Origin of the sequence: Mesorhizobium sp. YR577 (genome assembly GCF_900116595.1) — a bacterium.
Classification (GTDB): Bacteria; Pseudomonadota; Alphaproteobacteria; order Rhizobiales; family Rhizobiaceae; genus Mesorhizobium_M.
Genome location: NZ_FPBI01000005.1, coordinates 180,658 through 202,944 on the forward strand (window position 1 = coordinate 180,658; position 22,287 = coordinate 202,944).

The window sequence follows — 22,287 nt, forward strand, 5'->3', positions numbered from 1 at the left end:
CCTCCCAAGTATTTGAATTCGCTGGCTTATGAGCCCTGCCGGCCCAGCGGTGCAAGGTCGAGATAGTGGAGGACCGGCACCAATGGTTCCAGGCCGCGCGCATAGGTCGAATAGCTGTGCAGGATCCGGCCTTCGTCGCGGAGGAAGACGCTGAGGCCCGGCAGTTCGGTTCCCCACTGGTCCCAGGCGCCTTTCGCGGCCTCGAATTCGGCCTTGCCGCGGTAGTTGATCTCGATGGGCGCGATATTCTCGTCCAGCGTGACGTGGAAATCGTAGTTGAAGTCGCTGCCGAAGGACGAATACCACGGCACCGTCCAGCCCATCTTCTGCCTGTAGCCGGCCAGCTTGCCGAAAGGTGCGCGCGAGACCATCGCCAGTGTGGTTTCGCGTTTATGCAGTTCGGACAGATCCGGCAGGCTGTTGGCGAAGCTGGTGCAGCCGTGGCAGCCATTCTCCCACTCCGGGTCGAACATGAAGTGGTAGATGAGGAGCTGGCGACGCCCCTCGAACAGGTCGGCAAGGCTCGCTCTGCCGTTCGGCCCGTCGAAGACATAGTCCTTCTCGACCAGTTCCATCGGCAGGGCCCGGCGTTCGGCGTTCAGGGCGTCGCGCGCCCTCGACATTTCCTTCTCGCGGGCGAGTAGCTTTTTGCGTGCTGCCACCCATTCGCCGTGCGGGACGATTTTCTGCGGTTCCATGTCTGTCTCCTTTCGAATTCAGTTCAGGTTCCGCGTCGGAAAGAATTTGAAATAGGGCTCGGCTTCCTTCAGCACGCGGGCGAAGGACGGGCGGTTCAGCAGCCGGTCGAAATAGGCGGCCATGTGCTTGTGCGTGGCGGCAAATGGCTCGACCTTCTCGGCATAGAACAGCGCGGGTGCTGCCGCGCAGTCGGCCATGGTGAAGGCGTCGCCCATCGCCCATGTCCGCGTGGCCATGTCACGCTCGATCATGCCATAGGCGGTTCGAAGCGTCTCGCGTGCCTGTTCGACGCCGAAGCCATCGTGCTGGCCTGCCGGGCGAATGCGGTCGACGACGATCTTCTGCATCGGCTCCTGCACGTAGAGATCATAAAAGCGGTCGGACAGGCGGGTGCGCCAGGCTTCTTCGGGGTCGGCCGGTATGAAGCGGATTTTTCCAGGGTAATACTTGTCCAGATATTCGATGATGATGGTCGATTCCGGCACGACGCGGTCGCGGGCGGCGTCGCGCAGCACCGGCATCTTGCCGACCGGCCACAATTCCTTGAAATCAGCGCTGGAGCTTTCGTCGCCAAGATCGACCAGCACCGTTTCGAACGGCGTGTCGTTTTCATATAGCGCGATCAGCGGCTTGTGGCAGAAGGAGGCGAGGGGATGGAAATGATAGGTGAGTGACATGGAATGATCGCTTTCTCGCGCCGTTCGTCAGCCCGCACGCCAAGCTGACTAATTAGTGATTGTATTTTGAAACCAGTTGCACGATAATAGTACTGATATGGAATTGCAACCGGTTTTTCGGAGAATTTTTTGATGGACGCTGCTCATCGCTCGGGCTGCCCGATAAACCTCTCGCTCGAAGTGTTCGGCGACAAATGGAGCCTGCTGATCCTTCGCGACATGATCTTCGGCGGCAAACGCCACTTTCGCGAGCTTTTGCGGTCGGAAGAGGGCATTTCGTCCAACATCCTGGCCGACCGCATGAAGATGCTGCTGGAAGAGGGCATGCTGACCAAGACCGACGACCCGAGCCACAAGCAGAAGGCGATCTACAGCCTGACCGAGATGGCGATCGAACTGGTGCCGATCATGGCCCATCTCGGCGCATGGGGCCGCAAATGGCTTCCGGTCAGCGAGGAGCTCAGCATCCGCGCCCGGCTGCTGGAGGAGGGCGGGCTGCCGATGTGGGAAAAATTCATGGCCGAACTGCGTGTCGAGCAGCTTGGCGCGCCGAGTACCACTTCCGGCCCGACGGTGCGCGAGACGCTGCAGGCGGCCTATCTTGAGGTGATCGCGCGGCAGCAGGCGGAGCGGGCCACAGCGAAGTGAGGCAACTGCCGTCCGGCGGCGCGAGGCACGGCGATTAATCTGGCTTGTTCATGGCTTGAGACTCGATCAGAACCGATCCAGTCTGAGATTCCGCACCGGGTTTATGATTGCGGACTTTGCCGTGGGGGGCTGATGAAAGAGCGCGCGAAAAAACCAAAGCTGCACACCGGAGGGTGCCTTTGCGGCGCCGTTCGCTTCGAGGCGACGGGCCCGGCTGAAAAGCCGCACACCTGCTCCTGCCGCATGTGCCAGCGCCACACCGGCGCATTGACGGCGCCCTGGGTCGAGTTCCCAAGCGACCGGGTGGCGTGGACCGGACCCGCCGGCAAGCCGTCCGTCTATCGCTCGTCGGACTATTCCAGCCGCGCTTTCTGCCCCACCTGCGGCAGCTCGCTCGGCGCGATCGACGACAACCCCGTCGTCGCCCTGCTGCTCGGAGCCTTCGACAAGCCGGCGGCAAAGGAACTGATGCCCACCTATCACACCAACCGAGGCGGACGGCCGAAATGGTGGCATGTGGAGGCGGGGACGGAGTAGGGGAAGGTGGACGATGGGGCGGCGGTAAGAGAGTAGACGCCCTTGCTCCGCAAAGCTTTGGCTTTACACTCGGCGATATGGGCAGACGGGGGTAAGTCTACATTCTCGCTTCACGGAAGAACGGGACGCTCTACGTCGGCGTCACGTCAGACCTTGCCGGCCGTTTGCTGCAGCACCAGACCGGAACCGGTTCGAAATTCGTCGCCCGATATGGCGTCATGCGCCTTGTCTGGTTCGACGAATACGATCTGGTCGTCGATGCCATCGCCCGCGAGAAGGTGATCAAGAAGTGGCCACGTCGGTGGAAGATCAACCTCATCGAGGAACACAATCCACATTGGCGCGACATTTCGTGGCATTTGCTTTGACGGGAGGCATTCCGTTGCGCTTGTTCCGCACCGCCGGCTCGCGTTGCCGTTCAGGCATGGATTTCCGACACTCTCCGCTCGTTCCTCGCTCACGAGGTCGAGAATGACGAATTGCATTTGGGCTTGCCGCTAATCTCACGCGTTGGTGATTTGCAGACGCGCAAATACCAAGCTCGTCATCCTCGGGTCGCAGCACGAGCGAAGCGAAGGGCGAAGAGCCCGGGGATCCATGCCGGAACATCGATGAAGCCGCTGCGGTGCAGAACTGCCGAAGCTGAAACCAGCGGGAACTGTGGGGGAAAGATTCTCACCCAATTTCCACTCAACCCATTGTTTTCATTCACACCGCACATTTTCTCACATCCGATTTATCCCCCTCTTTCCAGCCTCGCTCATACTCGTCCTCGCAAATCCGCTTCCAACGGGATCCCTGGTGCGCACCGGGTATCAGGGGGAAGCGTCGGCGTCCGGGCTGGTGGTGCTGCGGTGGCACTGCTGGGTGATGAACCCCTAAGCCCGGGTCCTTGGCTACGGCTGGCCACGCGAATGTGGAGGCGACTGAGCGGGACAAGAGCGCTGGCGGGGCGCAATGGCTGCGCCACGAATTTACACTTAGGAAGGCAAGGCCCCTGCGCCCCGCATTCCCACCCTCGCAGAGGGAGTTCTTTGACAATGGCCAGATGCGAAAGCAGGCGTGGTGATGATGAAGTGCGCCAGCGTATTCTCCCCCCTTGAGGGGGAGATGACTGCAAAGCAGCCAGAGGGGGTCTTTCATGCCGCGCTCGGCGCAAAGGAACGTCGAGCACTGCCGTAGCGACCCCACCCGGCGGCTTCGCCGCCACCCTCCCCTCAAGGAGGAGGGGAACGCCGCGGCTTCACCCGCCCGTAACGCTCATATGGCGCGAGACGGCGGGGCGGCTGGTGCGGCGGTCGATGATGAAATCGTGGCCCTTGGGCTTGCGGCCGATGGCTTCGTCGATGGCGCTGGACAGAAGCTCGTTGCCTTCTGAAGCGCGCAGCGGCGCGCGCAGGTCTGCGGCGTCTTCCTGGCCGAGACACATATAGAGCGTGCCGGTGCAGGTCAGCCGCACGCGGTTGCAGCTTTCGCAGAAATTATGCGTCATCGGCGTGATGAAGCCGAGCCGGCCGCCGGTCTCGGCAACCTCGACATAGCGCGCCGGGCCGCCGGTCTTGTAGGGAATGTCGGTCAGCGTGAACTGGCGCTCGAGATCGGCGCGCAGCAGCGACAGCGGCAGATACTGGTCGGTGCGGTCAAGATCGATCTCGCCCATCGGCATGGTCTCGATGACGGTCAGGTCCATGCCGCGGCCGTGCGCCCAGCGCAGCATCTCCGGCAGTTCGATATCGTTGAAGCCCTTCAGCGCTACTGCATTGAGCTTGATCTTGAGCCCGGCAGCCTGCGCGGCGTCGATGCCGGCCATCACCTTGTCGAGATGACCCCAGCGGGTGACGGCATGGAATTTTTCCGGATCAAGCGTGTCGAGCGAAACATTGATGCGCTTGACGCCGCAATCGGCGAGCTCGCCGGCGAAGCGAGCGAGCTGCGAGCCGTTGGTGGTCAGCGTCAGCTCTTCCAGAGCGCCGCTCTTGAGGTGGCGCGACAGCTCGCGCACCAGATGCATGATGTTCTTGCGCACCAGCGGTTCGCCGCCGGTCAGCCGCAATCTGCGCACGCCTTTCTCGATGAAGACGGTGCACAGCCGGTCGAGCTCTTCGAGCGAGAGCAGATCCTTCTTCGGCAAAAAGGTCATGTCTTCCGCCATGCAATAGGTGCAGCGGAAGTCGCAGCGGTCGGTGACCGACACGCGCAGATAGCTGATCGTGCGACCGAATGGATCGATCATGTTCATGCGAAGGCGCTTCCTCATGCCGTCAGCGTGACGGCTCTTGCCCCTGAATGTCGTGTATTCGTACCCGTCATTCAAGATAGGTGATATCGGTCTTTGGTAACATCTCCGTAGCCGACGCTGCAATGTCGGCTTTGTGGCACAGCTTTTTCACCTTTTCGGTGAACCCGAAGGCGCGTAGGGAAGGGGCCGAAACAAGGGCAGGACGATGACGGCGCCAACTGAACTGAGAGTATCGAAGGATCGCCGCACGCTGACGGTGACGTTTCCCAACCACCATCCGTTCGAGCTGTCGGCCGAACTGCTGCGCGTTGCCTCGCCCTCGGCCGAAGTGCAGGGGCATTCGCCGGAACAGCGCGTCACGGTGCCGGGCAAACGCAACGTGGCAATCTCCAGGATCGAGCCCGTCGGAAACTATGCGGTGCGCATCGTCTTCGACGACACGCACGACACCGGCATCTTCACCTGGAACTATCTGCATACGTTGGGCCACGAGAAGGACGAGCGCTGGAACGCCTATCTCGCCGAGCTTCAGCAAAAGGGCATGAGCCGGGGATAGCGTCTTAAAAGCGTCATCGAGTTAGCATACGGCGCGAGCAGGAAACGGAGGTTTGGGAATGTCGAAAATCACCACCGTCGAACAGCTCGAAGCGCTCTACGGCCTGCCCGGCGAGACCTCGCTGGTCAAGGAACTCGACCACATCATTCCCGAATATGCGGCCTTCATCGAGGCGTCGCCCTTCGCTGCCCTTGCCACCACCGGCCCTGAAGGTCTCGACTGCTCGCCGCGCGGCGATCTTGCCGGCTTCGTGCGCATCCATGACGAGCGGACGCTGATGATGCCCGACCGGCGCGGAAACAACCGCGCCGATTCGCTGAAGAACATCATCCGCGACGACAAGGTGGCGCTGCTGTTTCTCGTCCCGGGCTCCGGCACGACCTTGCGGGTCAACGGCCGCGCCTACATCACCACGGATGCCGAGCTATGCGCGTCCTTCACGGTCGAAGGCAAGCCGGCGCGCTCGGTTACTGTAATCAAGGTCGAAGCCGTCTATTTCCAGTGCGCGCGGGCCATCGTCCGGTCCGAATTGTGGAACCCGGAAAAGCACGTCGATCCGAAGTCTCTGCCGACGCCGGGCCAGATACTTGCGGTGACAAGCCGGAAAAACATCGACGGCGAGAAGTACGATCGCGAATGGCCGGAGCGCGCAAAAGCCAGCATGTGGTAGGTGGCGCGACCGGCTTCAGGTGTTTTTCATCACCTCGGAAATGCGTGTCATCATAGCGCCCATGCGGTCGCATTCGGACGGGGAGGTCTGGGCCATCACCGTCTCGATCAGGCCGTTATAGATGTGCAGCGCTTCCATCAGGAGCGTCTCTCCGTCGCCAGTGAGGGTCAGCCGCATGATTCGCTTGTCCTTGGCGTCGTTTTCGCGGGTAAGCAGGCCGCGCTTTTCCAGCTGGGGCAGAAGCATGGTAATATTCGACCGTCCGACCAGCAATTTGCGGGCGAGATCATGCTGGGACATGCCCGGATGCCGGTAGAGGTTCATCAGCATGTCGAGCTGCGCGAGTTTCAGGTCGAGCGGCTGCAGCGCCTTGCTCAAGGCTGCCACGACGGCCTTTTCGGCGCGCACCAAAGCGATCCAGTTGCGGAACCGCGGATTGTCCCAGGGGAGGTCTTGCTTATTGTTCATGTTTGAACTATTATGTTCACAGTTGAACCGTTGGTCGGATCGTCAATATGGCATCAATTGGTTTGAAGGTCATCCGGGGTGTCTTCGGTGCTGCCGAACATATAGCACCGCGATTGGGCGGACGCGCTGCGTTTGAGCTCTTCTGCCGAACACCTGACCCGAAAAAGCTGAGTGCAGGCGAGCGGCGCGCGGTCGAAGCGGCCAGGGGCTTCATGGCTGAGGCGCGGCATCACCGGCTGAAAGTCGGCTCAGGATGCGTGAGCGTTCACGAGTTTCGCCCCGAGGGCCATCCCGCAACCGCAACCGTGCTCGTCATCCATGGCTGGCGCTCGCGCACCGAATATATGCGCGCCCTCATCGACGGATACCGCAAGGCGGGCTTTCGCGTGATGTCGCTCGATCTGCCGGGGCACGGCGGGTCGACGGGCCGCAGGCTCAACATGGCCATGGCCGTCGAAGCGACCGCAGCGGCGGCGCAATGGTTCGGCCCGTTTGCAGCGGTTGTCGGCCACTCTTTCGGCGGCGCGGTCGCAGCTTGTGCGGCCTCCGGCATGATCAAGGGCACAGCGCCTCTGCCGACGGAACGTCTCGTGATGATCGCAGCGCCAAACGCGCTGACGGACGTGCTCAATGGATTTCGCAGACATACGAATGTCGGGGAAAAATCGGCCCGTGCGCTCGACAAGCAGATCAAGCGAATCTCCGGTCATCCGATGGCCGAGTTCGTAGCGTCCAGATATATCGCGCAGATGCAGATACCGACATTGGTCATCCACGCGCCCAACGATGCGGAGGTGCCGGCTTCAGACGCAAAGACACTTGCGGCTGCCGGCGACCATGTCAGGCTTTTGTGGGCCGAAAACCTCGGGCATCGCCGCATATTATCCGACCAGAATGTCGTGTCGGAAGCGGTGGGTTTCGTGGAACAGCCACGCGAGCAAGCCGTCGTCCATTAGCAGTCACCGCTACAGCATCGCGACCGATCTGTTTCCGGCGTCGCTCACGCCCTTGTGAAGCGGCGAGGCAACAACGTTGGCGAAATTTATCTTCCCTTAACGAAATCGGTATGAATCGATATAGTCGCGTCCTACATCGGTAGTGAACGAGCCGATCGTTCTCGGCGCGGCGAGAAACGGGAAACCGTCCGAGATACCGGGCGGAGACGGATGATCGATGAATTTCTCTCTGAAAAGAACCGTAGCGCTGCCGATAACGGTTCTTGCCGCCTCGCTGGCTTTCGGCGCACCAGCAGACGCTCAAGGGTTATTCGATGCCTTGTTCGGAGGCGGGCGCGTCCAGCGGATGCAGAGGGAAGAATTTCCACCGCCGCCGCACGCCGAGAGGCGGGTGCCCAAACCCAAGCGTACGGCAACGGGAACTCCTGCTGCGGTGGCCAAGATCACCGGGCCGACCTATTACACCTACAAAGCCGATCCGCTCGTTCGCGTGGACCTCGGCGCGCTGTCGAAGATTACGCAGCCGGTGTCGTTCGAGCCATCGTTGGGTGGAACCTCCTTTCGGGAGGGACTTGCCGGTCTGGACGGGTTTGACCTCTCGGCTGAAAAGGATGTCGCCAAAGCCCTTACCGACTATTACGCGGCCAATCCCGATTACATCTGGGTAAGCGGCGCGACCGCCAATGCACGGGCGCAGGATGCGGTTCGGGTTCTGGGCGAGGCGCCTACCCATGGACTGGACGCTGCCGACTACGCCGTCACGGTGCCCGCCACCGGCTATTCGCTCGACGACATGGCTGCGCGCCAGCGCGAATTGATGCGCTTCGAGATGACGCTCTCGGCACGTGTGCTGCGCTATGTTCGCGATGCGCAGAACGGCCGCGTCGATCCGAACAGGATTTCCGGATACCACGATTTTCCAGCCAAGCCGCTGGACATGGTCAACGTCCTGAAGACCCTGGCTCATACCAGCGAAGTGCGCCCCTATATGGAATCCTGGCATCCGCAGAACGCGGAATACCAGGCTTTGCGCGTCGAACTTGAGTCGTTGGAAGCCAGTTCGGAAAACGACATCGTCGTCGATCCGAAGCTGTTCTTGCGGCCGGGCCAAAGCAGCCCGGAACTGCCGAAGCTGCTGCAGCTTATCGCACGCGATTATCCCGACGACATCGGCCAATATTCCGAGGTGCTGGGTCGGCTCGGCGCGAGTGAGGCCTATGTCGACGAGCTGGTGCCAGTCATCAAGATGGCTCAGGAAAAAGTCGGTCTGAAGCCGGACGGCGTGATCGGGCCGCGCACCGTGGGCGAGCTCGCCGGAACGTCCAAGGCGGACCGCATCGACAAGGTGCTTTTCGCGCTGGAACAGATGCGCTGGCTGCCCTCCGATCTCGGCAGTCCCCGCGTTTTCATCAACCAGCCCGCATTCACGGCAAGCTATATCGACGGCGATACGGAAAAGCTGAAGATGCGCGTCGTCATCGGCCGGCCGACCAATCAGACGAGCTTCTTCTACGATGAAATCGAGCAGGTGGATTACAATCCCTATTGGGGCGTTCCCCAGTCGATCATCGTCAACGAGATGCTGCCAAGACTGCGCCGCGATCCCGGTTATCTCGACCGTTCCGGCTATGAGGTGACCGATTCGAAGGGACGGAAAATTCCGTCGTCTTCGATCAACTGGGGGCAGTATGGCGCAAAGATTCCCTACAGCGTGCGGCAGACCCCCAGCGAAGCCAACGCTCTCGGCGAACTGAAAATCCTGTTTCCCAACAAGCATGCGATCTACATGCACGACACGCCGCAGAAGAGCCTGTTCGACCGTGATTCGCGCGCATTCAGCCATGGCTGCGTCAGGTTGAAGGATCCGCGCGGCATGGCAGCGGCGGTGCTGGACACGACGGTCGACCACATCGCGCAGAAGCTGAAGCAAGGCCATTCGTCGGAGCGCGTCACGCGAAAAATTCCGGTCTATGTCGCCTATTTCACCGCCTGGCCGGAGATGAACGGCAAGGTCGAGTATTTCGGCGACGTCTACGACCGCGATGCGCATCTGAAGATGGCCCTGGAAAAGGCCGAGGCCGTGCGTACGCCGCCAAGCATCCGGCAAGTCTCCCAGGCCGATAGCGAGTTCTAAACTTCAGGCACCCCAAACGGGTGGTGAAACAGTACGCAAAATAAGCATACTGCCTTGCGTCTGGGGCGGGTTTTATTGCGTTGGGTATGTTCGAAATTGTCGTGCTGCTAGCCGTCATTGTTCCGACGGCCGGCTATTTTTTATATGCGCATCTGGTCGTGCATCTGGTTTGCCGCGACAACGATGGTGCTGCCCGCTGGATCATGCGGCTCTTTGCAAGCAACTACCTGTTGCTTGCCGCGGTTCTTTGGATGCTTTGGCCGACGATGCGCTGAAGCCAGCTACAAATAGGAAAATTCGGATAGGGATATGGTGGGCGATGCAGGGATTGAACCTGCGACCCCACCCGTGTGAAGGGTGTGCTCTCCCGCTGAGCTAATCGCCCGCTCGTTGCCCGAAGGCCAAGCGAGCCGCGATATAAGGGACGGGAATGACCGAAGTCAAGGCACCGATCAGTTTGCCGCCGCGATAAGTTTGTCGGCCAGCGCCACCGTGAGTTCGTCGAAGTGCGAGATGATTTTCGACGGCTCGAATTCGCGCACATGCCGGTCGGTATAGCCGAAATCGACCGCGACGACCGGAATGCCGGCTGCCTTGGCCGTGTCGATGTCGGTTTGCGAATCGCCGACCATCACCGCGCGATCACGATCGCCTCCGGCCATTGCGATGGTTTCGGTCAGATGCCGGGGGTCCGGCTTGCGGAATGCGAACGTGTCCTGGCCACAGATCGCGGCGAAGTACCGGGTCATGTCGAGTGCTTCGAGCAGCTTGCGCGAAAAACCTTCGGTCTTGTTGGTGCAGACCGCCATGAGGAAGCCTGCATCGGCGAAACGATCGAGCGCATCCAGCACGCCCGGATAGGGCAGGGACTTGCCGGGAATGTTTTCACCGTAGTGGTCGATGAAGAGCGCAAAAAGCCGGTCATGTTCTGCAACCGGCAGAGGCGTCCTGCTGGCAGCGAAGGCGCGTTCGATCATCACACGGCCGCCATGGCCGACGAAGCTGCGGAAGCCTGTCGCGTCGGTATGCGGCACGCCGCCGGCGCCGAGGCTGTGATTAAGGCTCTCGAGCAGATCCGGCGCCGTGTCGACCAATGTTCCGTCAAGGTCGAATACGATGATTGGGCTGCTCATGAGATGTCCTGCTGCTTAATGAATAAGTCGGTCGCGCATAGCCTGAGTGACCTTGCGGCGCAAGCAAAGTTGATTGGGCCTGAAGGCCAGAAAACCTTTGCCGAAACAGCCAAAGATGCTAGGAGCGCGACCGAACGAGGACGTGGCGAAATTCCCATGGATGCAAGAGCATTGAAGATCGAGGCGGCGCGGGCCGCGCTTGAACATGTCACGGACGGGATGCGGCTCGGCATCGGCACCGGCTCGACCGCCGAGGAATTCGTCCGGCTGCTTGCCGAAAAGGTGGCGGCGGGCATGAAGATCATCGGTGTTCCGACCTCCGAACGCACCGCCGCGCTGTGCCGCGAACTGGGTGTTCCATTGTCGACGCTTGACGAGACGCCGGAGCTTGACCTGACGATCGACGGCGCCGACGAGGTCGATGCGCAGCTTACGCTGGTCAAGGGCGGCGGCGGCGCGCTCTTACGCGAGAAAATCGTGGCTGCAACCTCGAAGAAAATGATCGTGATTGCCGATCAATCGAAGCTGGTCGACACGCTGGGCAAGTTTCCGCTGCCGATAGAGGTGAACAAATTCGGACTGAAGGCGACCGAGCTGGCAATCGCTGCCGTTGCCGAAAATCTTGGCCTTTCGGGCCCGCTGACATTGAGGATGACGAACGGCGCGCCTTTTGTTACAGACGGCGGACATTTTATCGTCGACGCATCTTTTGGCCGCATTCCCGATCCAAGAGCGCTATCAAATGGTCTTCACGCCGTTCCGGGGGTTGTCGAGCACGGTCTGTTCCTGGGCTTGGCGCAGGCGGCAGTCATCGCGGGTGCGGACGGCATCAGAACGGTCCGCGCGACCCAATAAAGAGGGAGTTTTATCCATTATGACGTTGGTCAATCGTGTTCGCCGCTTCTCCGCGGTTCTGGCGGCTTCGGCAATGGTCGCAATTGCGTCGCCGGCCTTTTCGCAGGAAATCTCGGACGCGCACCTGAAGGCAGCCCGCGAGGCGGTGGCGGCGATTCATGCCACCGACCTGTACGACAACATCCTGCCCCAGGCAGCGGGAGCGCTGAAGGCGCAGCTTATCCAGAAGAATCCGGACCTTCAGGAAGTCATCACCAAGACGGTTGACGAAACGACACTGAAGCTTGCTGGCCGCCGCTCCGACCTGGAGAAGGAAGCAGCGCTTGCCTATGCGCGGGTGTTCTCGGTCGAGGATCTCAACGGCATTGCCACTTTCTACAATTCGGCACCGGGCAAAAAGCTTCTTTCCGATGGCCCGATCGTGGCGCGCGAAGTCAGCAAGGCCGCCGATATCTGGCAGCGTGGCGTCGCTCGCGATCTCGCCGAGGAAACCGGCAAGGCGCTCGACAAGGCGCTCGAGGGCAAGTCCGCTCCGGCAATCACCGATCCGGCAACGCCGACGCCTGACGCGACAGCACCGGCGCCTGCGCCTGCTCCCGCCAACTGATCGAGCCTTCACAAAATTGCATGGTAGAAAAGCCCGGCCCTTGCCGGGCTTTTCTTTTGCGGCTTTGGCTCCTAACTGTCACTTGCCGCGCACGGAGACAGAATCATGACTGCATACGACTACGATCTTTTCGTCATTGGCGGAGGCTCCGGTGGGGTTCGTGCCGCGCGCGTCTCGGCTGCACTCGGCAAACGGGTGGCGATCGCCGAGGAATTCCGGTTCGGCGGCACCTGCGTCATCCGCGGCTGCGTTCCGAAGAAGCTCTACGTCTATGCCTCCCAGTTTCCCGAGCATTTCGAGGATGCCGCCGGTTATGGCTGGACCGTGCCTGAGGCGAGCTTCGACTGGCGCAAGCTTGTTGCCAACAAGGACAAAGAAATCTCGCGGCTGGAACAGATCTACCAGCGCAATGTCGAAGGGGCAGGCGGCGAGGTGTTCCACACTCGGGCGACCATCGTCGACCGGCATACGATAAGGCTGGAGAACGAAAACCGCACCGTCACCGCCGACCAGATTCTGGTTGCCACCGGCGGCAGGCCAAATCCGCACGTGGCACTGCCTGGTCATGAGCACTGCATCTTCTCCAACGAAGCTTTCGATCTTCCGGAACTGCCCAAGGCGATCGTGATTGCCGGTGGCGGTTATATCGCCGTCGAGTTCGCCAACATCTTTCATGGTCTCGGTGTGGAGACGACGCTGATCTATCGCGGCAAGGAGATACTGAACCGCTTCGACATGGATCTGCGGCATACGCTGCATGAGACAATGGAAAAGAAGGGCATTCGGATTCTATGCCACGAGATGTTCAGGGCCATCGACAAGCGTCCGGATGGCCGGCTGGATGCGCATCTGCAGGGCGGCGAGGTGCTTACGGTCGATCAGGTGATGCTCGCCATCGGCCGTATTCCCAACACTGAAAACCTTGGGCTGGAAAATGCCGGTGTCGAACTCGGCAAGATAGGCGAGATTATTGTCGATGGCTATTCGCGGACCAATGTCGACAACATCTGGGCGATCGGCGACGTCACCAATCGCGTTCAGTTGACGCCTGTGGCCATCCACGAGGCGATGTGTCTTGTCGAGACGGCGTTCAAGAACAATCCGACGCAACCCGATCATGACTGTATAGCGACGGCCGTTTTCTCGCAGCCGGAAATCGGCACGGTCGGTCTTTCCGAAGACGACGCGGCCAAGAAGTTTGCAAATCTGGAAATCTATCGCGCGACCTTCCGTCCGATGCGGCACACGCTTTCCGGGCGTCAGGAAAAGATGCTGATGAAGCTGGTGGTGGACGCCGACACGCGAAAGGTGATCGGCGCTCACATTCTGGGCCCGGATGCCGGCGAGATGGCGCAGCTTCTCGGCATTACGCTGAAAGCAGGTGTCACGAAGGATGATTTCGACCGCACGATGGCGGTGCATCCGACGGCGGCCGAGGAACTGGTCACCATGTACAAGCCGACCTATCTGGTCAGGAATGGCGAGCGGGTCGAATAGGGCAGGCGGAACCGTTCGATTTCCGCGGAATTCCAGGGTAGAATAGCCAGCCGGCTTCCTGTATAGAGCGCCGTTCCCGAAAGCGGGAGATTTGCTGGGCAATTCCTGCCCTGAAGATTGTATTGGGTGCGACAATGACGAAATGGTCCCCGAGTTCCTGGAGAGACAAGCCGATTCAACAGGTTCCGGCCTTTCCGGATCAGGCTGCTCTTGCGGAAACCGAAGCTCGTCTTGCATCGTTTCCGCCGCTCGTTTTTGCAGGTGAGGCGCGCAAGCTGAAGAAGCAGCTTGCGCAGGTCGCCGCCGGAGACGCTTTCCTGTTGCAGGGCGGCGATTGCGCCGAGAGTTTCGCCGAACATGGCGCGGACAATATCCGCGACTTCTTCCGCGTCTTCCTGCAGATGTCGGTCGTGCTCACCTTCGCCGGCGCGCAGCCGGTGGTGAAGGTAGGCCGCGTTGCCGGCCAGTTCGCCAAGCCGCGCTCGTCCGACAACGAGACCAAGGATGGCGTGACGCTGCCGAGCTATCGCGGCGACATCATCAACGGCATCGAGTTCGACGAAAAGTCGCGCATTCCCGATCCGGCAAGGCAGGAGATGGCCTATCGCCAGTCGGCGGCGACGCTCAACCTGCTGCGCGCTTTCGCGCAGGGCGGTTATGCCAGCCTGGAGAACGTTCACCGCTGGATGCTGGGCTTCGTTTCCGACAGCCCGCAGGGTGAGAAATACGAATCTCTCGCCAATCGCATCACCGAGACGATGGACTTCATGAAGGCCGTCGGCATCACGTCAGAGACCAACTATGCGCTGCGCGAGACCGACTTCTACACCAGCCATGAGGCGCTGCTGCTCGGATACGAGGAGGCGCTGACCCGCGTCGATTCCACCTCGGGCGACTGGTACGCGACCTCAGGCCACATGATCTGGATCGGCGACCGTACTCGCCAGCCCGACCATGCCCATCTCGAATATTGCCGCGGCATCAAGAACCCGCTCGGCCTGAAGTGCGGTCCTTCGCTGACGCCGGACGGCCTGCTCGAACTGATCGACATGCTGAACCCCGAAAACGAGCCGGGCCGCCTGACGCTGATCGCCCGTTTCGGCGCCGACAAGGTCGGCGAGCATCTGCCGAAGCTGGTGCGCGCGGTGAAGAAGGAAGGCCGCAACGTGGTCTGGTCGTGCGACCCGATGCATGGCAACACGATCACGGCTGCCGGCTACAAGACGCGGCCCTTCGACCGCATCCTGCGCGAGGTGCAGAGCTTCTTCCAGGTTCATCGCGCCGAGGGCACCCATCCGGGCGGCATCCATATCGAGATGACCGGCAAGAACGTGACCGAATGCACAGGCGGCGCACGCGCCATCCGCGACGAGGAATTGCAGGACCGCTATCACACGCATTGCGACCCGCGCCTGAACGCCGATCAGGCGATCGAACTGGCCTTCCTCGTGTCGGATCTGCTCAAGAAGGACGCCGGCACGACTGAGAAGAAAGTCGTGAACGGCTGATCTCAAGGTTTCGAAAATGAAAAAGGCGCTGGTTTCCAGCGCCTTTTTTGTTTCAGCTTGAAGATTCTGTTGCGCAACTCTCGACCTCAATCCTTTCGATAGAGCAGCCAGCTCTTGCTCGAGCGCTCGGGAATCTCGGAGAACTTTGTAACGCGGTTGCGGCCGTTGAGTTTCGAACGGTAAAGGGCGCGGTCGGTCTTGGCGTAGAGGTCTTCAGCGCTTTCGGCTTCAGAGGCCATGCAGACGCCCATCGACACGGTGATCGGCCCGTAATTGACGTTCGTCTGGCCGCCGCTGGAGAAGGAAGTGTGCTCTATCAGCAGCCTGATGCGCTCGGCGATGTCGAACGTGGATTGTTCGCTGGCGCCTTCGACGATCAGCGCGAATTCCTCGCCACCGGTTCTGGCGACGAACATGTCCTCGCGAATGCTGGTGCGGAAGATGCCGGCGATGATCTGGAGGATCTTGTCGCCAACGGGATGGCCGTAACGATCGTTGATTTCCTTGAAGCGGTCTATGTCGGCAAGGATCAGGGCGTTGAAGAGGATGCCTCTGCTGCTGTTGTAGACCTTGGCGATTTCCTTGTCGAAAGCGCGGCGGTTCCAGATCAGCGTCAACGGGTCGGTATCTGCAAGCTTCTTGTATTCTTCGAGCTTGGATTTGACGCTTTCGAGCTCAGCCGATTTTTCGCTGAGCGTATTCGCCACCTGCTTTCCGTGGTCGATCGTCGAATTCGTGGCAGTCGACATTACGCCGGCGATCTTCTGCAGCAATTCCCTGGAAATCGCGGTGCGGCTGTTCAGCCCGTCTGCCGTCTGGTCGAGAATTTGGCCGTATCGCTCGATGTGGTTGCGCTCGCTGCGAATGATGCCGGCGATATCTTCCAATTCCTTGGCGATCACTTCGCGGGCATTTTCGACAATGCTCTGGGTGTGGTTCTGCGCAAAATATTTGCGGCCGATCTGGTCGAGCTGATCCTGGGGCGGCCGATTGCCCAAGGCGATGACCTCGAGGCTGAGCTTCGGGTTCGAGCCTGACAGGGCCTCGTAGAAAATCTCGTAGTTGCGCGGCAAGGCCACGACGCCCATCTGGCGCATGGTCATGACCGTGTTGATGGCGAGGTCGTTGATTTCCTCACCTGTGGCGACCGCAGGCTGCATTGTTGCTCCACTTCACCATTGGAACCGAAGCCGGCCCCGTTTCCAATGTCAGACAGCCTGACGACCAAACGAACGATCGGGGATGAGAGTTTGCGCCGGCGTATACAACCGTACCGGCCCATGAGGACGCCCCCCTGCGACCTCTGCTTGCATTCATGCTATATGCTATCGAGCTAAAGTTTCCTTAATTGACTGATAGAACAGGCGCAAGTTGACGGGCATCGATTTGGGGAAAGATTGTTTCACAATCGCACACCCACGAGGTTGAGCGTGGATTTTCTGGATCGATGTCGCAATTGCCAAAGTAAGTTGAATATACTTATGGCGATGAGAGCGGCATCAACGAAATCTGCCACCTTTTAGCATTGCGGGTACGAGATGAACGATAAACGAACTGGTTCTTGTAGCTGCGGCGCTGTCCATTTCGCGACATCGGGACCATTGCGCGGCGTGATCTATTGCCACTGCAAGCAGTGCCGAAAGCAAAGTGGTCATTTCTTCGCAGCAACCAACGTGCCCGATGACAGAATCATGATCGAAGGGGCAAGCAACGTCACATGGTATCGTGGCTCGGATAGTGCCAGGCGTGGCTTTTGCAGCATTTGCGGTTCGGTTCTCTTTTGGAAGCATGACGAACTCGATACGATTTCGGTCATGGCCGGCGCCTTCGATACGCCGAGCGGGCTGGAAGCCGACAGCCATATCTTCGTCGCCGACAAGGGCGACTATTACGACATCGATGACGGCCTGCCGCAATTTCCGAAATCGACGCCTGCTATCAAAGTGGCGGGAAACTGAACGGGAAAATTCAAAACGTTCTCGATTGTTGAACGGTTCGTCGACGGCTCGCGGTCTGCCCAGCCTGTCTCAACGGGCGTATATGATGGTCAAGGAGAAAGCCCATGACCACCATGCCCACACTGTTCATTTCCCACGGCGGCCCCAATATCGTCATCAGCGACACGCCGGCGCGGCATTACCTTGAGACTATTTCTGACCGTGTGCCGACACCGAAGGCTATCGTCATCGTTTCCGCGCATTTTGAAACGCATGGCGTGACCGTTGTGACCGATCCGAGGCCCGAAATGATCTATGATTTCGGTGGCTTTGCTCCAGAGCTTTACAAGATGATTTACGCGGCTCCCGGTGCGCCGGAGCTTGCCGAAAGGGTGCTGGCGCTTCTCGAACAGGCAGGGCTCGATCCTGCAAGGCTCGGAAAGCGCGGCTATGATCACGGCACCTGGACGCCTCTGAAACTGGCCTTCCCGCAGGCCAATATACCGATCGTGCAGGTTTCGATCGATCCGAACCGGGATGCTGCCTGGCATTACGCGGTCGGGCAGGCCCTTTCGCCCTTGCGCGAAGACGGCGTATTGCTGATCGGCTCCGGCCATATCACGCACAACCTTCGCGCGTTCTTCTCGGTCATGCGTCAGGGTGCAGCGCCCGATCCGTCACTCGCGGCCAAGGTGAATGCCTTTACGGAGTGGTTCGAGGAGAGGCTGGCTGCAAACGATAAAGCGTCGATCCTCGACTGGAAGAACAAAGCGCCGTTTCCCGCCGAGAACCATCCGACAGACGAGCACCTGATGCCCATCTTCTTCGCCTATGGTGCTGCAGGTGAGAAGGTGAGGGCGGAGCGGGTTCACGATTCGGTCGACCACGGCTTTTTCGCCAACGATTCCTATCTATTCCACTAGGTTCTGGTGCGCTACATGATCCCCTTCCGGCGATTCGGCGGGGGATTTGTGCAATGGAACGGCTGATAAACGCTTTCCACAATTCGGTCAGAGCCTTTAGCCGGCTCATCCGCTCCGAGAAGGCATTTCAGCAGGAGGTTATCCTGCTGGCGATCGCAATCCCTGTCGGTTGGCTCGTAGCTTCGAGTTGGCGCGGCTATGCCTTGCTGATAGGGGCGCTGCTGCTTCTGATAATGGTCGAGGTGTTGAACACCGGCATCGAGGCTGCCTGCGATGCCGTTTCGCGTGAGTTCAACATCGACATCCAGCTTGCCAAGGACTGCGGCTCGCTGGCCGTGCTGATCTCGGTGATCATCGCGGCAGGCGTCTGGGGCATTGCCATCATCGAGAGGTTCACCGGCCTACCGCTTTAGCCGCGACTTCCTATATGCGCGGGGCACAAGGATACCCGCATCATGAGCGAAATTCTCACCGAGCTTGAACGCCGCCCCGGCCTGCCGGAGGACTTGCGTTGGCTCGCGGCGAAATACCCGCGCGAGGACTGGCAGGCGCACGTCAATATTGGCGGCATGGCCAACATGTGGCTGCAGCGCCACGACATGTTTCGCGAACTGGGCGGTGTCCTTACCAATGTGATTGCGGACTATCGTGAGGGAAAACTGACCGCGCCTCAATTCGCGCAGTTTTTCGCGCCGCGCCTCAACTTCTTCTTGGGTCAGCTCGACGGACATCACAGGGTCGAGGATGACCACTATTTCCCCGTCTTCGCCAATGCTGAAAAGCGCTTGAAACGCGGCTTCGACATTCTCGATGCCGATCATCATACGATCCATGAAGGTCTTGAGCGAAACGCGGAAACCGCCAATGCCTTTTTGCGGGCGTTGCAGGATACCGACGACAAGCAACGCTTCGCGGCAGACGCCTATGCCGATGAAAACACGCGGCTCGTGGCGATGCTCACTCGGCATCTGGCCGATGAGGAAGATTTGATCATTCCGTTGATACTGGATCGCGGTGACCGAGGGCTGGGTATCGGCTGAACGCTGGTTGCTCAACCCGCTTTGTCACTAGCGGCGAGCCGCGCTTCCAGCCGCTGCATCATTTCCGTCAATTCGCTTAGCTTGTCCCGCATAGCCATCATCTCCTGATGCCGAAGTTCATCGAGTTTCTCATGCAAGGCCATGATCTCGATTTCAGCCTTCAGGTTGACTTCGTAGTCGTGCGTGGCGTCGATGCGATCGCGTTCGGTTTGCCGGTTCTGCGACATCATGATGACCGGCGCCTGTATGGCAGCCAGCATGGAGAGGACCAGATTGAGGAAAATGAAAGGATAGGGATCGAAGGCGTCGGTCCGGAGAAGGTAGACGTTTGCCACTGTCCAGACCACGAGGAAGAGCACGAAGGATAATATGAACGTCCAAGAGCCGCCGACGCGCGCGATGGAATCGGCGAGACGTTCGCCGAAAGATTGGCGATCCTTGTAAGCCTTGGCCGTGTTCTTCGCTATCGCTTTTCGGTCGATAGCGCTTTGAAGCACGCGATGTTCGAGGTCGGTCAAAGCGTCCGGCTTGCGGGTCAGCCAGCGGCCCGCCAGGTCGGCCACGGTCTTGTGCATCATCTTCTCCATGTGCTTGTCGTCAGGACTGTCAGTGGTCGCATCGAGCGGGATGGACGGATGCTTCGATGCCATTGAAAATGCTACGATGTGCCAAGTTGCAGGGAGGCCGCAATGCTCGACTTCGATAAAATCCGTGCTCGCGCGGCAAAGCGCAAGGGTAGCGAGGCGGTTCTTGCCTCCCTGCTGGGCTCAGCACCCGACAATGCGGCTTTGGCGAAAATTCCCGACCACCGCATTCTCTCGACCATGGCCGAGCGTGTCTTTGCCGCCGGCTTCGTATGGCGGGTGATCGAGCAGAAATGGCCGGGCTTCGAGGAGGCTTTTCTGGGTTTCGAGCCCAAGCGTCTGCTCTTCCAGCCGGACGATTTCTGGCATGATCTGACCGCGGACAAGCGCATCGTGCGCAATCCGCAGAAGATAAAATCGGTCCGCGACAATGCCGCTTTCGTCGAGCGCATGTCGAAGGAACATGGCAGTTTTGGCAAGTTCCTCAGCCAGTGGCCTGCCGACGACCAGATTGGCCTGACCGCCTATCTCGCCAAGCATGGCAGCCGGCTCGGTGGCAACACCGGTCAGTATCTCCTGCGCTGGCTGGATTGGGATAGCTTTATCATCTCACAGGATATGGGCGCGGCTTTGCGCGACGCAGGTCTCGACATCAGCGAAAACCCGACGTCGAAACGCGATCTGTCCCGGATACAGATTCAGATCAACAACTGGGTGCAGGAGACCGGACTGCCGCGCAAGCATATTTCCCGTATCCTGGCGATGTCGATCGGCGAGAACCACGCGCCCGAGACGATCCGCGAATATACAGGTGAGTAGGGTGAGCAGCGCGCACGTTGCAGGGCGTTATGCTCACATTGAGCATTGTGGCCCAAATCATTGCCGACGCTGTCCGTTGCAAGCATAAAGCCGCCGCGCTACACCGCTGATATGACAAAGAAGACTTCCGCTCCCGAGATCCTGCGCATCGCAGTCGCCCAGTTGAACCCGACTGTCGGCGACATCGCCGGCAATCTCGCCAAGGCGCGTGAGGCGAGGGCAGATGCTGCCCGCCAGGGCGCCGACATCGTCCTGTTCACCGAGCTTTTCATCGTCGGGTATCCTCCCGAAGACCTCGTTTTGAAGCCGGCGCTGCTGGCTGCGTGCGAAAGGGCGGTAGAGGATCTTGCGAAGGATACCGCTGATGGCGGCCCCGGCGTCATCATCGGCACGCCGCTGAAGCGCAAGACCGGCACGCACAATTCGGTGATGGTGCTGGACGGCGGCAAGATCATCGCCGAGCGCTACAAGGTTGATTTGCCCAACTATGGCGAGTTCGACGAGAAGCGCGTGTTCCAGCCTGGTCCGGACATGCCCGGACCGGTGAATTTCCGCGGCGTGCGGCTCGGCCTTCCGATCTGCGAGGATATCTGGAACGATATGGCCGTGTGCGAGACGCTGGCCGAAAGCGGTGCGGAGCTGCTGCTGGTCATGAACGGCTCGCCCTACTACCGCGGCAAGGTGGATATCCGCCATCAGGTGGCGATCCGGCAGGTGATCGAGAGCGGACTGCCGCTGCTTTTCGCCAACCAGCTTGGCGGGCAGGACGAGTTGATCTTCGACGGAGCGTCCTTCGCGATCAACGCCGACAAGACGCTTGCCATGCAGATGTCGCAGTTCGAGGAGCAACTTTCCGTCACCACCTGGAAGCGTAGCGCCGAGGGCTGGGCCTGCACCGGCGGGCCGATGTCGAAAATCCCCGAAAAGGAAGAGGCCGACTATCGCGCCTGCATGCTGGGCCTGCGTGACTATGTGAACAAGAACGGCTTCAAGAATGTCGTGCTCGGCATGTCGGGCGGCATCGATTCGGCCATCTGCGCCGCACTTGCCGTCGATGCGTTGGGCGAAGAGCGGCTGCGCGCCGTCATGATGCCCTATCGCTATACGTCGAAGGATTCGCTGAAGGACGCCGAGGACTGCGCCCGCGCGCTCGGCTGCCGCTACGACATCGTGCCGATATTCGAGCCGGTCGAAGGCTTCCTTCACGCGCTCGAACAGATGTTCGAAGGCACCAAGGAAGGCATCACCGAGGAGAACCTGCAGAGCCGTGCGCGCGGCACGATCCTGATGGCGATTTCCAACAAGTTCGGCTCGATGGTCGTCACCACCGGCAACAAGTCGGAGATGTCGGTCGGCTACGCCACGCTATATGGCGACATGAATGGCGGCTTCAACCCGATCAAGGACCTCTACAAGATGCAGGTCTATGCGCTGGCCCGCTGGCGCAACGGCCATGTGCCGCCGACGGCTCTTGGACCTTCGGGCGAAGTGATACCGGCCAACATCATCGACAAGGCGCCCTCAGCGGAACTGCGCGAGAACCAGACCGACCAGGATTCGCTGCCGCCTTATCCCGTGCTGGACGATATCCTCGAATGCCTTGTCGAGAATGAGATGGGCGTGGACGACATCGTCGCGCGCGGCCACGACCGTGACACCGTGCACCGCATCGAGCATCTGCTCTACATCGCCGAATACAAGCGGCGGCAGTCGGCACCGGGCGTGAAGATCACCAAGAAGAATTTCGGCCGCGACCGCCGCTATCCCATTACCAACCGGTACCGCGATCGGGGCTGATCA

25 protein-coding genes and 1 tRNA gene are annotated in these 22,287 nt (G+C 60.0%); 18 read left to right on the top strand and 8 right to left on the bottom strand.

Going from position 1 to position 22,287, the window contains the following annotated elements:
• Positions 1 to 26 precede the first annotated feature (26 nt).
• Together BM413_RS09325 and BM413_RS09330 are read right to left on the bottom strand one after the other, a co-directional pair.
• Positions 27 to 698: a DUF899 domain-containing protein gene (locus BM413_RS09325; RefSeq protein ID WP_091912626.1), complete on the bottom strand. Its 672-nt coding sequence runs from the start codon at positions 696 to 698 to the stop codon at positions 27 to 29.
• Between the two features lie 18 nt (positions 699 to 716).
• Positions 717 to 1,376, bottom strand: coding sequence for a glutathione S-transferase family protein (locus BM413_RS09330; protein ID WP_091912628.1), 660 nt, complete (start codon positions 1,374 to 1,376; stop codon positions 717 to 719).
• Positions 1,377 to 1,508: 132 nt separating this feature from the next.
• Between BM413_RS09330 and BM413_RS09335 the strand changes: the two genes are divergently transcribed.
• The 3 genes from BM413_RS09335 (at position 1,509) to BM413_RS09345 (ending at position 2,929) form a co-directional block, all read left to right on the top strand.
• Positions 1,509 to 2,024 carry a winged helix-turn-helix transcriptional regulator gene (locus BM413_RS09335; protein ID WP_091912629.1) on the top strand — a complete coding sequence of 172 codons (516 nt, stop codon included), beginning with the start codon at positions 1,509 to 1,511 and terminating at the stop codon, positions 2,022 to 2,024.
• A gap of 132 nt (positions 2,025 to 2,156) precedes the next feature.
• Positions 2,157 to 2,561, top strand: coding sequence for a GFA family protein (locus BM413_RS09340; RefSeq protein ID WP_091912631.1), 405 nt, complete (start codon positions 2,157 to 2,159; stop codon positions 2,559 to 2,561).
• A 101-nt stretch (positions 2,562 to 2,662) separates the two neighbouring features.
• Positions 2,663 to 2,929: a GIY-YIG nuclease family protein gene (locus tag BM413_RS09345; RefSeq protein WP_244537825.1), complete on the top strand. Its 267-nt coding sequence runs from the start codon at positions 2,663 to 2,665 to the stop codon at positions 2,927 to 2,929.
• Positions 2,930 to 3,804: 875 nt separating this feature from the next.
• On the opposite strand, the gene moaA is transcribed toward BM413_RS09345, so the two are convergent.
• On the bottom strand, positions 3,805 to 4,800 hold the full coding sequence (gene moaA, locus BM413_RS09350; protein WP_091912632.1) for a GTP 3',8-cyclase MoaA: 996 nt from the start codon (positions 4,798 to 4,800) through the stop codon (positions 3,805 to 3,807).
• A gap of 205 nt (positions 4,801 to 5,005) precedes the next feature.
• Between moaA and BM413_RS09355 the strand changes: the two genes are divergently transcribed.
• Together BM413_RS09355 and BM413_RS09360 are read left to right on the top strand one after the other, a co-directional pair.
• Entirely contained in the window at positions 5,006 to 5,356 is a 351-nt protein-coding gene (locus BM413_RS09355; protein ID WP_091912634.1) for a gamma-butyrobetaine hydroxylase family protein, read from the top strand.
• A 58-nt stretch (positions 5,357 to 5,414) separates the two neighbouring features.
• Entirely contained in the window at positions 5,415 to 6,026 is a 612-nt protein-coding gene (locus BM413_RS09360) for a pyridoxamine 5'-phosphate oxidase family protein (protein WP_091912636.1), read from the top strand.
• Positions 6,027 to 6,041: 15 nt separating this feature from the next.
• Here the strand turns inward: BM413_RS09360 and BM413_RS09365 are convergent, their stop codons facing one another.
• Positions 6,042 to 6,494 carry a MarR family winged helix-turn-helix transcriptional regulator gene (locus BM413_RS09365; RefSeq protein WP_091912638.1) on the bottom strand — a complete coding sequence of 151 codons (453 nt, stop codon included), beginning with the start codon at positions 6,492 to 6,494 and terminating at the stop codon, positions 6,042 to 6,044.
• Positions 6,495 to 6,541: 47 nt separating this feature from the next.
• On the opposite strand from BM413_RS09365, the gene BM413_RS09370 reads away from it, so the two are divergent.
• The 3 genes from BM413_RS09370 to BM413_RS09380 all read left to right on the top strand — a co-directional run bounded on the left by BM413_RS09370 (position 6,542) and on the right by BM413_RS09380 (position 9,859).
• The gene (locus BM413_RS09370) at positions 6,542 to 7,450 is read left to right on the top strand and encodes an alpha/beta hydrolase (protein WP_091912640.1); all 909 of its coding nucleotides are present in this window, start codon (positions 6,542 to 6,544) and stop codon (positions 7,448 to 7,450) included.
• A 217-nt stretch (positions 7,451 to 7,667) separates the two neighbouring features.
• The gene (locus tag BM413_RS09375) at positions 7,668 to 9,584 is read left to right on the top strand and encodes a L,D-transpeptidase family protein (RefSeq protein ID WP_091912642.1); all 1,917 of its coding nucleotides are present in this window, start codon (positions 7,668 to 7,670) and stop codon (positions 9,582 to 9,584) included.
• 86 nt (positions 9,585 to 9,670) lie between these two features.
• Positions 9,671 to 9,859, top strand: a complete 189-nt coding sequence (locus tag BM413_RS09380; protein ID WP_091912644.1) for a hypothetical protein — start codon at positions 9,671 to 9,673, stop codon at positions 9,857 to 9,859.
• Positions 9,860 to 9,894: 35 nt separating this feature from the next.
• Here the strand turns inward: BM413_RS09380 and BM413_RS09385 are convergent.
• Positions 9,895 to 9,969: transfer RNA gene (locus BM413_RS09385), tRNA-Val, on the bottom strand.
• A 67-nt stretch (positions 9,970 to 10,036) separates the two neighbouring features.
• Positions 10,037 to 10,717 (bottom strand): phosphoglycolate phosphatase, encoded by a 681-nt coding sequence (locus tag BM413_RS09390; protein ID WP_091912646.1) that lies wholly within the window; start codon positions 10,715 to 10,717, stop codon positions 10,037 to 10,039.
• Between the two features lie 156 nt (positions 10,718 to 10,873).
• On the opposite strand from BM413_RS09390, the gene rpiA reads away from it, so the two are divergent.
• The 4 genes from rpiA (at position 10,874) to BM413_RS09410 (ending at position 15,184) form a co-directional block, all read left to right on the top strand.
• Positions 10,874 to 11,572 carry a ribose-5-phosphate isomerase RpiA gene (gene rpiA, locus BM413_RS09395; protein WP_091912648.1) on the top strand — a complete coding sequence of 233 codons (699 nt, stop codon included), beginning with the start codon at positions 10,874 to 10,876 and terminating at the stop codon, positions 11,570 to 11,572.
• Positions 11,573 to 11,591: 19 nt separating this feature from the next.
• Positions 11,592 to 12,179 (top strand): DUF2059 domain-containing protein, encoded by a 588-nt coding sequence (locus tag BM413_RS09400; protein WP_091912650.1) that lies wholly within the window; start codon positions 11,592 to 11,594, stop codon positions 12,177 to 12,179.
• Between the two features lie 105 nt (positions 12,180 to 12,284).
• Positions 12,285 to 13,676 carry a glutathione-disulfide reductase gene (gene gor, locus BM413_RS09405; protein ID WP_091912652.1) on the top strand — a complete coding sequence of 464 codons (1,392 nt, stop codon included), beginning with the start codon at positions 12,285 to 12,287 and terminating at the stop codon, positions 13,674 to 13,676.
• A 134-nt stretch (positions 13,677 to 13,810) separates the two neighbouring features.
• Positions 13,811 to 15,184, top strand: a complete 1,374-nt coding sequence (locus BM413_RS09410) for a class II 3-deoxy-7-phosphoheptulonate synthase (RefSeq protein ID WP_091912654.1) — start codon at positions 13,811 to 13,813, stop codon at positions 15,182 to 15,184.
• An 86-nt stretch (positions 15,185 to 15,270) separates the two neighbouring features.
• On the opposite strand, the gene BM413_RS09415 is transcribed toward BM413_RS09410, so the two are convergent.
• Positions 15,271 to 16,344, bottom strand: a complete 1,074-nt coding sequence (locus tag BM413_RS09415; protein ID WP_091912656.1) for a GGDEF domain-containing protein — start codon at positions 16,342 to 16,344, stop codon at positions 15,271 to 15,273.
• Between the two features lie 378 nt (positions 16,345 to 16,722).
• Between BM413_RS09415 and BM413_RS09420 the strand changes: the two genes are divergently transcribed.
• The 4 genes from BM413_RS09420 (at position 16,723) to BM413_RS09435 (ending at position 19,084) form a co-directional block, all read left to right on the top strand.
• Positions 16,723 to 17,142, top strand: a complete 420-nt coding sequence (locus BM413_RS09420; protein ID WP_091912658.1) for a GFA family protein — start codon at positions 16,723 to 16,725, stop codon at positions 17,140 to 17,142.
• 104 nt (positions 17,143 to 17,246) lie between these two features.
• On the top strand, positions 17,247 to 18,044 hold the full coding sequence (locus BM413_RS09425; protein WP_091912660.1) for a DODA-type extradiol aromatic ring-opening family dioxygenase: 798 nt from the start codon (positions 17,247 to 17,249) through the stop codon (positions 18,042 to 18,044).
• Between the two features lie 53 nt (positions 18,045 to 18,097).
• Positions 18,098 to 18,457 (top strand): diacylglycerol kinase, encoded by a 360-nt coding sequence (locus tag BM413_RS09430; protein ID WP_091912661.1) that lies wholly within the window; start codon positions 18,098 to 18,100, stop codon positions 18,455 to 18,457.
• Between the two features lie 42 nt (positions 18,458 to 18,499).
• Complete coding sequence (locus BM413_RS09435) at positions 18,500 to 19,084, top strand: hemerythrin domain-containing protein (RefSeq protein WP_091912663.1); 585 nt, start codon at positions 18,500 to 18,502, stop codon at positions 19,082 to 19,084.
• An 11-nt stretch (positions 19,085 to 19,095) separates the two neighbouring features.
• Here the strand turns inward: BM413_RS09435 and BM413_RS09440 are convergent, their stop codons facing one another.
• A complete protein-coding gene (locus tag BM413_RS09440) occupies positions 19,096 to 19,659 on the bottom strand; it encodes a DUF1003 domain-containing protein (protein ID WP_091912863.1) in 564 nt (187 codons plus the stop codon).
• Between the two features lie 114 nt (positions 19,660 to 19,773).
• Here BM413_RS09440 and BM413_RS09445 point away from each other — a divergent pair, with 114 nt between their 5' ends.
• Together BM413_RS09445 and BM413_RS09450 are read left to right on the top strand one after the other, a co-directional pair.
• Positions 19,774 to 20,487 carry a DNA-3-methyladenine glycosylase I gene (locus BM413_RS09445; RefSeq protein ID WP_091912665.1) on the top strand — a complete coding sequence of 238 codons (714 nt, stop codon included), beginning with the start codon at positions 19,774 to 19,776 and terminating at the stop codon, positions 20,485 to 20,487.
• Positions 20,488 to 20,598: 111 nt separating this feature from the next.
• Complete coding sequence (locus BM413_RS09450) at positions 20,599 to 22,284, top strand: NAD+ synthase (protein WP_091912865.1); 1,686 nt, start codon at positions 20,599 to 20,601, stop codon at positions 22,282 to 22,284.
• Positions 22,285 to 22,287 lie beyond the last annotated feature (3 nt).